The following is a 9,781-nucleotide window of genomic DNA, read 5'->3' as shown; positions in this document are numbered from 1 at the left end:
CGTGTGGGGGGGGGGGGGGGGGGGGGGGGGGGGGGGGGGGGGGGGGGGGGGGGGGGGGCCCCCCCCGGCCGGGCGGCCCCCCCCCCACCCCTGCATGTCGGTCCTCGGGCGGCGACGCGCGCGACCCGCTCCGCCCGCTCGCTCTTCCAGAAGCCCGAGAAGGTGATCCGGTCCTTCGGCAGGCCCGCGCGGACGAGGTGGCGGCGGCCCTCGGTGGCGAGGGTGGACTCGCCGACGACGTAGGCGTACCCGGCCGCGTCCACGGTGTCGTGGCGGCGGAGCTCCTCCAGGGCGGCGGCGCCGGGCACCGCGATCGCGTCGTCGCGTACGACCCAGGTCACGGAGACGCCGGCCGGTGCGTCGAGCGGGCGGCGGTCCTCGGCGCGCGGGATCTCCTGGATGACCCGTCCCACGGTGTCGCGCGGGAGCGAGCGGAGGATGCCGGCGGTCGACGGCAGGCCGCTCTCGTCCGCGACCACCAGTACCTCGGTGGCGTCGTCCGGGCGGTCGAAGATGCCGCCCTGGTCCAGCAGGGCGACCGGGTCGCCGGGGCGGGCCGCGCACGCCCAGATCGCCGCGCCGCCCTCGGGCTCGCCCCCGGGGCCGCAGTGCACCACGAAGTCGATGTCCATCTCGGCCGCCCCGGGCCGGAAGTCGGCCACGGTGTAGTTGGCGCAGTGCGGCCGTACGTCCTCGGGGAGGGCGAAGTACGGGTCCCACCAGCGCTTCGCGCCGGCGAGCTCCGGCATGACGAACTCTTCCTGGTGCGGCCGGCGCAGGAAGAGCCGGAACCAGTGGTCGTATCCCCGCCAGGGGAAGTCCCCGAGATTGGCGCCGGTGATCGTCACCCGCTGCATGGACGGGGAGAAGCGCACGCTGCGGACCACTTCGCCGCGGAACAGAACGGGATGCTTCGGCATGAGCCTGGGGGTTTTCGCCACGAAGGAAGGTTAGCCTAAGTTAACTCGTCGTCAACAGGGGGCGAGGCCTTTTCCCGCGGCGCGCGCCCACCCCCGCCCGCGCTACGCGTCCGCCCCCGCCTGCCCCGCGCGCCTGCTTTGCCCGCACCCGGCGCCCACTCCGGCCCGCACCTTGCGCCCGCCCCCGCCTGCACCACACGCCCGCCCCGGTTCGCCCTCCGGCGTCCCGGCGTGCTCCTGCCACCTGCAACGAACCATCAAAGCGCCGCAAAAACCCAATGGGTCCATGCGCGTTGAACGAGAACAGACAGAAAAACCTCACGCACGAACCTTGTGGCGGCCCCCGACGGGTCCCTACTGTCGCCTCACCTCACGACGCCCGATCCGCCTCGAACGTCCAGGGCGGTTCGCGCCCGACACGAGAATCGAGCTGGGGATGGCACGGATGGCACGGAGCAGTGGACGAAGGGCGGGGCGGAGAACCATGGCGGCCGTCGCCGCCACCGCGGGGATCTGCCTCGGTCTCGGCGGCGGTACGGTCGCCCAAGCGGACGTCCCCGGCCCTCGCACCGGTACGACCGGAACGGACGCCCCCGGCCCTCGCACCGCTACGACCGGAACGGCCGCCCCCGTGGTGACCCGCGCCGGGTTGGACCCGGCGCTGGTCGCAGGGGCCGGCGCGGACCTCGGTACGGCCGAGCAGGAGGCGGAGAACGCCGTCACCGACGGCCGTCTCATCGGCCCCGACCGGCGCGCGTACACCCTCCCGGCGGAGGCGTCCGGGCGGCGGGCGGTGACCCTGGAGCCGGGCCAGTACGTCGAGTTCACGCTGCCGAGCGCCGCCAACGCGGTCACTGTGCGGTACAGCATCCCGGACGCACCGGGTGGCGGCGGCATCACCGCCCCGCTCGACGTGACCGCGACCGGGGCGGCCGGTCAGGGGCATACACAGGGGCGTACGCCCACGACCAGGAAGACCCTCACGCTCACGTCCCAGTACTCCTGGCTGTACAACCAGTACCCGTTCTCCAACGACCCCGACGCCGGTCTGCTGCACGACGACTGGTGGATCACGGAGTGCGGCTGCGTCCCCGCCGCCACCAGCCCCGCCCCGGTGATCGACAAGCCGTTCCGGCCCAGTCACTTCTACGACGAGCAGCGCCTGGCGCTGGGCCGTACCTACCGGGCGGGCGACACCGTCCGGCTGTCCGTCCCCGTACGTGCCGGGGCGGTGGCGACGACCATCGACGTCCTCGACTCGCAGCTGGTGGCGCCCCCGCGCATCAGGCCCCTCGCGGCGAACGTACTCGCCTTCGGCGCGGACCCGACCGGCCGGAGGGAGTCGGCCGGAGCGATCGACCGCGCCATCGCCTTCGCCCGGCGCGCGCACCTCACCGTCTACATCCCGCCGGGTACGTACCAGGTCAACCGGCACATCGTCGTGGACGACGTCACGATCGAGGGCGCCGGCAGCTGGTACACGATCATCAAGGGACGCCAAGTCGTCCTGGAAGAACCGGCGGACGACGGCTCCGTCCACACCGGGGTCGGGTTCTACGGCAAGGCCGCGGCGGACGGCGGCAGCCGGCACGTACGCCTCTCGGGCTTCGCCATCGAGGGCGACGTGCGCGAGCGCGTCGACACCGACCAGGTGAACGGCGTCGGCGGGGCGCTCAGCGACTCCGTGATCGAAGGGCTGTACGTCCACCACACCAAGGTCGGCATGTGGTTCGACGGCCCGATGTCGAACCTGCGGATCACCGGGAACACCATCACCGACCAGATCGCCGACGGCCTCAACTTCCATACCGGCGTGACCGATTCGGTCGTCCGGAACAACTTCGTGCGCAACTCCGGCGACGACGCCCTCGCCCTCTGGTCGGAGAAGAGCGCCGACGCCCGCAACACCGTCGACCACAACACCGTGCAGTCCCCGGTGCTCGCCAACGGCATCGCGGTCTACGGCGGTACGGACACCACCGTCTCCCACAACCTGGTCGCCGACCCGGTCCGTGAGGGCAGCGCCCTGCACGTCGGCTCCCGTTTCGGCGCCGAACCCTTCGCCGGGTACCTCCACCTCACCGGCAACACCACGGTCCGCTCCGGTACGTACGAGCTGAACTGGAACATCGGGCTCGGCGCCCTCTGGTTCTACGCGCTGGAGCGGAACATCGACGCGGACATCCGGGTCACCGGCGACAGCTACCTCGACTCGACCTACAACGCCCTGATGCTGGTCACCGACTGGCCGGTGAAGGACACCTACAAGATCAGCGACGTGCACTTCAAGGACGTACGGGTGGACGGCACCGGAACCTCGGTGATCAGCGCCCGCGCCGCCGGGTCGGCGACCTTCGAGAACGTGGACGCCCGCAACGTCGGCGCGGTCGGTATCAACAACTGCGGATCGTTCAACTTCCCCTCGACCGGTTCGGAGTTCAGCCTGACCGATCTCGGCGGTAACGACGGCGGCGGCACCACCGGCCCCTGGTTCGGCTCCTGGCAACTGCCCAACACCCTCACCTGCGACGACCGCCCGCCCGTCGTCGCACCCCCGGCACCGTCGGCGTGGTGACCCGCACGCGGTGACCCGGCTTGTCCGGCCCGTCTCCCACCTCCCGCCACCGGCGGGGGGTCGAGCCGGGCCGGACCAGCTCCACGCGCCGCTTCGGACCGAGCGGAGGGGGACACGGACGAGCCACGGCCCGCCGCCCCGGGCGTAGAGCCGGTTACGCCGAGTGAGACGCGATGCGCAGGTGTGCACGCCTCCGCCGCCTCCCGCTCGCCCGGAGCCGGGACCATCGCGGCCGACTCGGCCGTGGATCGCCGCGCACGCGGGGGCGAAGCGCTCTGTCCCTGTCGCGGAACCCCTGCGTTTGTCGCCGCCCCCCTGCAGCATTGTCCGTGATCGGTAACCGAGCTTCCTCGTCCAGCTGTTCGCATGTGTAGATGGGTGCACGGCATCGGACACGGCACCGGCGGACACGGCAAAAGGGGCGGGCGGACATGGCGAAGCACAAGGGAAGGGGATGGCACGGCAAGATCTTCGCGCTGTCGCTCGGAGTGACGGGCGCGGCCGTCGCGGCGTCCATGTGGACGGCGCAGGCCGACACCTCCGTCCAGCGGCAGCCGCAGGCGCACGCCTCGGCTCCCGCCGTCAGCCCCGTCGCGGTGGGCATCGTGCACGCCTCCGACCAGGGCCCCAAGGGCGTCAACATCACCATCGACGACGGGCCGGACCCGGCCTGGACGCCGAAGGTTCTGGAGCTGCTCAAGGAGAACGGCGTGAAGGCGACGTTCTGCATGGTGGGCACACAGGCCAAGGCGTACCCGGACCTGGTCAAGGCGGTCGTGGCGGACGGCCACCGGCTCTGCGACCACACGATCTCGCACGACACCGCCATGGACAAGAAGTCCGAGGCCTACCAGTCGAAGGAGATCCTCGACGCCGAGAAGATGATCACCGAGGCGTCCGGGGGTGTCCGGCCGATGTACTACAGGGCTCCGGGCGGCGCCTTCACCCCTTACAGCCGTCAGCTGGCCGCGTCCCGGGGGATGCGCCCGCTGGGCTGGAACGTCGACACCAAGGACTTCGAGCACCCCGGAGTGGAGACCATCGTCGCGACCGTGAAGAGCGAGATGGCCAACGGCCCGACCGTCCTCTTCCACGACGCCGGCGGCGACCGCGCCGAGACCGTGGACGCCCTGCGCGAGGTGCTGCCCTGGCTCAAGGAGCAGGGGTACACCTTCGGCTTCCCCGTACGGTGACCCGGCGGTGTCCTGCCGGGGCGCGGCGGTCCGGCCGTCCGTCGTGAACGGCGCGGTCGGAGAAAAGGGGCCTGACAGAACTCCACCGCGGTGCCTAAGATGCCGTCGATGACTGACAACCTCTCTTACGGATCGGGGGAATCGTCCGCGCAAGGTGAGTGCTGATGGCACTTCGCCCCGCGAACACGATTCCGGCCCACCTTCTGATGTGGCAACGCGTGCGTGAGTACGCCGTGCCACCGTCCATGATCGAGACCGCGGCCGCTCGGCGTGCCGTCGGCGACTGGGCCGGGGCGTGCGCCGCCGCCCGGATCGACGTCGACTTCGATCTGCGCGCCGTGCGCCACCGCCACGGCACTTCTCTCGCCTCCCGTGTCCGGGCGGACCTGCGCCGCCTGGTGCCGGACCTGCTCCGATGGCACATGCCCCGTACGGCCCCCGACGGGCGACTCCGTGACGGCCTGACCCTCTCCCTCGCCCGGTACCGGGGCGAGGGCTCCCCGCCGCTGCACCTGGTGGTGCGGACACCCCCGGCGCAGGCGGATTTCGGGCAGCGGATGTCCCTGGCCCTGTGGGAGGGGACGGGGAACGGCACGCCCACGCACCATCCGCACCCGCGTCCCGACCGGCGCTTCCGGCTCGACCTCCACCGGCATCTCTGGGACCACGAGCGGATCGGCGAGCTGGCCCGGCGGTGCGGCGCCGACCGGGTGCCGTCCCCGGCCCGGCCCGCCCCGTCCGTATCCGCCCGCCCCGCCCCGTCCGTATCCGCCCGCCCCGCCGTGCCGGAGCTGCCCGCCACCGCCGACGGCTCGTGGGCGGTGGCGAACTGGGCCCCCGAGGCGGAGTTGCTGCTGCGGGCCGAGGGGCTCCCCCGCGGCGCCTTCACCGTGCGGCTCGGTACGCGGAGCCGCGCCGTACTCGAACTCGTCGCCCCCGACGACAGCCACGCCCCGACGCTCCGGCAACTGCGGGAGACACTGCCGCCGCAGGAGATCGCGGCGCTCCCGTTGCTGCCGGAGGCGGCTTCCCGGGTCCTGCCGGATCTGGAACTGCTCCGAGCGGGGCTGATCGCCGTCGACCGGCTGCATCCGCTCGTCGCCGCGGCGCTGGCGGCGTCGGACCCGGTGGCGTCGGACCCGGTGGCGTCTGACCTGGTGGCGTCTGACCTGGTGGCGTCGCCCCGTACGGGACCGGGCGCCGTGCCCGTATCCCCCGCCGGTGATCCGCACCGGGTCGCGTGCCGGGGCGAGGTCCACCGGATCGGGCTGCGGGACGGGGTGCTGACGGCCATCGACCACGGTGCGGAACAACTGCGCCGCGAGGCCCTGCTGGTTGCGCTCGGCGGGCCCCCGCTGCCCTGCCTGCGGGCCATCGACGAGGTGCACCGCGCCCCGGAGGCGCTGCCCGCAGTCCGGGAGCGGCTGGGCCACGGAGACGTCACCGGCGCGCTGGCCGTGGTCGAAGGGCTGCTCGGACCCGGTGCGGTCCTGCGCGAGGGGCCGCCGCGGGACGAGTTGGAGTCGGCCGTGGCCCGCCGTGTCGACCAGGGTCTCTTCCGGTCCGGCCTGGTCGCCGTACACCCGGGGGCCGGGGTGGCGGCGGGCGGAAGGTCCGCGGACCCGAGGTATCCGGAGACGGGCCACCGCCCTCGGCTCGACCGCCGTACACCCCGCGCTGTGCGCTCCAAGCTGAGCCGCCGGGCCCGGCCCCGTACCGGAATGGCCTGAACTCCTCGCCCGACCCGGGTGCCGGCACCGCGCATCCGGTCCCGTACGTCCTCTCGTCCTCTTCCACCCGAGGTGATGCCCATGACCCCCAGCACCCTTCTGCCCACCCATGCCCCCACCCCCGGCCCGTCCGGGTCCGCCACCGCTCCGGCCGGCACCCGCCTCGCCGTGGCCGACGACCTCCTGAACCTCCTGCGCGCGACCACCACCGAGTCCCGCCCGGACGAACAACTCGAAGCCCTCACCCTGGCCGTCTCCGCGGACCTCCCCGTCCTGCTCTGGGGCGAGCCGGGCATCGGCAAGACCGCGGCCCTGACCCAGCTCGCCGGCTCCCTCGGCCTGCCGCTGACGACCGTGATCGCCAGCGTCCACGAGCCGACCGACTTCTCCGGCCTGCCCATCGTCGGCGACGACCCGGAGGTACGGGGAGTGCCGATGGCACCGCCGCAGTGGGCGGTGGAGCTCGTCAGGGCCGGACGCGGGCTGCTCTTCCTGGACGAGCTGTCCACCGCGACCCCGGCCGTCCAGGCCGCGCTGCTCCGGGTCGTCCTGGAGCGGAGGGTCGGCGCGCTGCAACTGCCGGCCGACGTACGCATCGTGGCCGCGGCCAACCCCAGCGCCTCGGCGGCGGACGGATGGGAGCTGAGCCCGCCCCTGGCCAACCGGTTCGTGCACCTGTACTGGACGCACGACCGGGAGGTGGTGGTGCGCGGGCTGGGCGGCGTCTGGCCGCGGGCGGAGCTGCCCCGCCTGGCGCCGGAACGGCTGCCGGAAGCGGTGGCCTTCGCCCGGCGCGCGGTCTGCGGATTCCTGGAAGCCCGGCCGACGCTGATCCACCGGCTGCCCAGTACGGAGACCCGGCGCGGCGGTGCCTGGCCCTCGCCCCGGAGCTGGGAAGCCGCGCTCACCCTGCTCGCCTTCGGTACGGCGGCATCAGCCTCCCGCGAGGTGCTGGCACTGCTGGTGCGGGGCACGGTCGGGGACGGGCCGGGACTCGAACTCCTCGCCCATCTGGACCGGATGGACCTGCCGGACCCGGAAGCGCTGCTCGCCGATCCGCCCTCCGCCGAACTGCCGGAGCGGGGCGACCTGCGGCAGGCGGCCCTGGAAGCGGTGGTCGCCGCCGTCGGGGCGCGGCCCGAGCGGGAGCGCTGGGAGGCGGGCTGGGCGGTGCTGGCCAGAGCCCTGGAGACCGGGGCTCCGGACCTCCTGGTCGCCCCGGCGACGGCGTTGGCCTCGCTGCGGCGCGTCGACTGGGAGGTACCGGAGGCGGTGGAGCGGCTGGTGGCGGTGATCGGGCTCGCCCGGCGGGCGGACCAGTCGGTGCACCGGGTCGCGGTGGCGGACGGCACCGTGCGCACCAGGTCGGCACGCCGATGACCGGGGGTACGGAGCGCCCGCTGCCGCGCCCGGTGGCCCGTCCCGCCCCGCCGCGCCCGGTGGCCCGTCCCGCCCCGCCGCGCCCGGTGGGGGCCACCGCACCCGGGCCGGCGGGCGGATCCGGCACGGTACGCGGCGGCCCGGGGCTCCCGCTGGACAGGGAGAAGCTGCTCGCCGGCCGTCTGCACGCGGTGAAGGTCCGCCCGTACCTGGCCGGCGCCCTGTTCGCGCTGCACGTGGTGGAGGACCGGTCGGTGCCGACCATGGCGGTGGACGCGCACTGGCGCGTCTACGTCTCCCCCGGTTTCGTGGCGCGCACCCCGGTGGAGGAACTGGCGGGCGTCTGGGTGCACGAGGTCTCCCATCTGCTCAGGGACCACCACGAACGGGGCGAACGCTACGGGCGGGAGCACGAGGAGTACGGGCCGGGCGAGCGGCTGCGGCGCAACATCGCCGCCGACTTCGAGATCAACGACGACATCTACGGCGACGGCCTGCCGATGCCCACGGGGGTGGTGCTGCCGTCGCTGCTGAGGCTGCCCGACGGGCTGCTGATGGAGGAGTACCTCCGGACGGCGTCGATGTCGGGGCTCACCGGGAACCTGGCCTGGCTGGACTGCGGAAGTGGTGCCGACGGCCAGGCGCGTCGGTGGGACCTGGGGGCCGACGGCGCACACGGTCTGAGCAGGCAGCAGCGGGACGCCGTCCGTTTCCGGGTCGCCGAGGGGATCAGGGGCCGGCCGGGCAGCGCTCCGGAGGGATGGCGCCGCTGGGCCGACGAGGTGTTCCATCCCCCGCAGCCCTGGCGGCGGTTGCTCGGGGCGGCGATCCACTCCGCGGCAAGTGCACCGGGAGTGGGGGAGAACCACAGCTACCGGCGCCCGTCCCGGCGCTCGGCCGGCCTGCGCGGAGTGCTTCTGCCGAGTCTGCGCCGGATGCCGCCCCGGGTCTGCGTCGTGATCGACACCTCGGGATCGGTGAGCGACGCCGAACTGGGCAGCGCGTTGCTGGAGGTGGCGGCGATCTCCCGTGCGGTGGGCGGCCGACGGGACCTCGTCTCGGTGATCTCCTGCGACGCGGCGGCCGGGATCGCCGTGCCGCTCTGCCGCGCCGAGGGCATCGAGCTGATGGGCGGCGGGGGGACGGATCTCCGCTCCGGCTTCGCCCGGGCGCTCCGCTCGCGGCCCCGACCGGACGTGGTCGTCGCCCTGACGGACGGCCAGACGCCCTGGCCCACCGCGCCTCCGCCCTGCCGCACCGTGGTCGGCCTCTTCCCCCGTCCCGCCCGCGACCCGGAGGGCGACCCCGACTACGTACCGGACACCCCGCCGGCCTGGGCACGTACCGTCACCATCGGCTGAGCTGCCCACTCGCCGGTGGAGCGGTGGAGCGGTGGCGCGGTGGCGCGGTGTTGCAGTGACGCCGTGTCGGGGTGGCGGGGTGGCGGGGTGGCGCGGCGACGCCGTGACGTCGTGGGCGCGGCGACGTCGTGTCGCGGTGTCGTCCGTAGGCCCGTCCGCCCGCCGAAGACCGGGATTCGTCCGGGCGGCAGTTCCACACCCACGGGGCTGCCCTCAGGAGAGACCTTCTTCGCGACGCGGTCCCCCCTCAGCACCCTTCCTCCCGCCCCTCTCCTTTCGCTTTTCCGTGGATGTCGAATTCCTTTTGGGATTCGGCTGGGAGCCGCCCGTACCCCTGGGAGAGCGATCGGGGGAGTGGAGTTTTCATTCCCTGCGGGAAGCTGCATTCAATGGCTTCACCAAAGGCTTCCCCTGTTCGCCCCGGGGTGCGTGTTCGGTGTCTTCCGCGGCGTCTCCCCACCTTGTCCGACGTGCGCCTACGTCCGGCGGGCGGACTCCCCTCCGCCTTGCGGAGCAACGCACTTGGGGCTGCGCTCCGGTATGTCACGGATTATGGAACAGCTCTTGGGTGATCATTTTCGTGGTAGAGTATTAATGAATTCACAGAACGCCGCGAGCAAAA

The 9,781-nt window shown here is 73.2% G+C and carries 5 protein-coding genes and 1 pseudogene; 5 read left to right on the top strand and 1 reads right to left on the bottom strand.

What is annotated here, in order from left to right:
• Nucleotides 1–119: 119 nt before the first annotated feature.
• Nucleotides 120–941, bottom strand: a pseudogene (locus ACFZAX_RS04145) (siderophore-interacting protein); the annotation flags it as partial.
• A 463-nt stretch (nucleotides 942–1,404) separates the two neighbouring features.
• On the opposite strand from ACFZAX_RS04145, the gene ACFZAX_RS04140 reads away from it, so the two are divergent.
• From ACFZAX_RS04140 to ACFZAX_RS04120, 5 genes are all read left to right on the top strand, one after another.
• Entirely contained in the window at nucleotides 1,405–3,495 is a 2,091-nt protein-coding gene (locus tag ACFZAX_RS04140; RefSeq protein WP_390958881.1) for a glycosyl hydrolase family 28-related protein, read from the top strand.
• 431 nt (nucleotides 3,496–3,926) lie between these two features.
• Complete coding sequence (locus tag ACFZAX_RS04135) at nucleotides 3,927–4,688, top strand: polysaccharide deacetylase family protein (RefSeq protein WP_390958880.1); 762 nt, start codon at nucleotides 3,927–3,929, stop codon at nucleotides 4,686–4,688.
• A 164-nt stretch (nucleotides 4,689–4,852) separates the two neighbouring features.
• Nucleotides 4,853–6,418, top strand: coding sequence for a hypothetical protein (locus ACFZAX_RS04130; RefSeq protein ID WP_390958878.1), 1,566 nt, complete (start codon nucleotides 4,853–4,855; stop codon nucleotides 6,416–6,418).
• An 81-nt stretch (nucleotides 6,419–6,499) separates the two neighbouring features.
• On the top strand, nucleotides 6,500–7,798 hold the full coding sequence (locus ACFZAX_RS04125; protein ID WP_390958876.1) for a sigma 54-interacting transcriptional regulator: 1,299 nt from the start codon (nucleotides 6,500–6,502) through the stop codon (nucleotides 7,796–7,798).
• Nucleotides 7,795–9,159 carry a VWA-like domain-containing protein gene (locus tag ACFZAX_RS04120; RefSeq protein ID WP_390958874.1) on the top strand — a complete coding sequence of 455 codons (1,365 nt, stop codon included), beginning with the start codon at nucleotides 7,795–7,797 and terminating at the stop codon, nucleotides 9,157–9,159. The genes ACFZAX_RS04125 and ACFZAX_RS04120 overlap by 4 nt, the downstream gene beginning before the upstream one ends.
• Nucleotides 9,160–9,781 lie beyond the last annotated feature (622 nt).

Source organism: Streptomyces sp. NPDC008125, from assembly GCF_042957125.1.
GTDB lineage: Bacteria > Actinomycetota > Actinomycetes > Streptomycetales > Streptomycetaceae > Streptomyces.
Note: the sequence above shows the minus strand (reverse complement) of the source record. Positions and strands in the feature narration are given on the sequence as shown.

Coding starts and splice junctions, on each gene's coding strand:
- ACFZAX_RS04120 (WP_390958874.1), top strand. CDS start 7,795: ATGACCGGGGGTACGGAGCGCCCGCTGCCGCGCCCGGTGGCCCGTCCC.
- ACFZAX_RS04130 (WP_390958878.1), top strand. CDS start 4,853: ATGGCACTTCGCCCCGCGAACACGATTCCGGCCCACCTTCTGATGTGG.
- ACFZAX_RS04135 (WP_390958880.1), top strand. CDS start 3,927: ATGGCGAAGCACAAGGGAAGGGGATGGCACGGCAAGATCTTCGCGCTG.
- ACFZAX_RS04140 (WP_390958881.1), top strand. CDS start 1,405: ATGGCGGCCGTCGCCGCCACCGCGGGGATCTGCCTCGGTCTCGGCGGC.
- ACFZAX_RS04125 (WP_390958876.1), top strand. CDS start 6,500: ATGACCCCCAGCACCCTTCTGCCCACCCATGCCCCCACCCCCGGCCCG.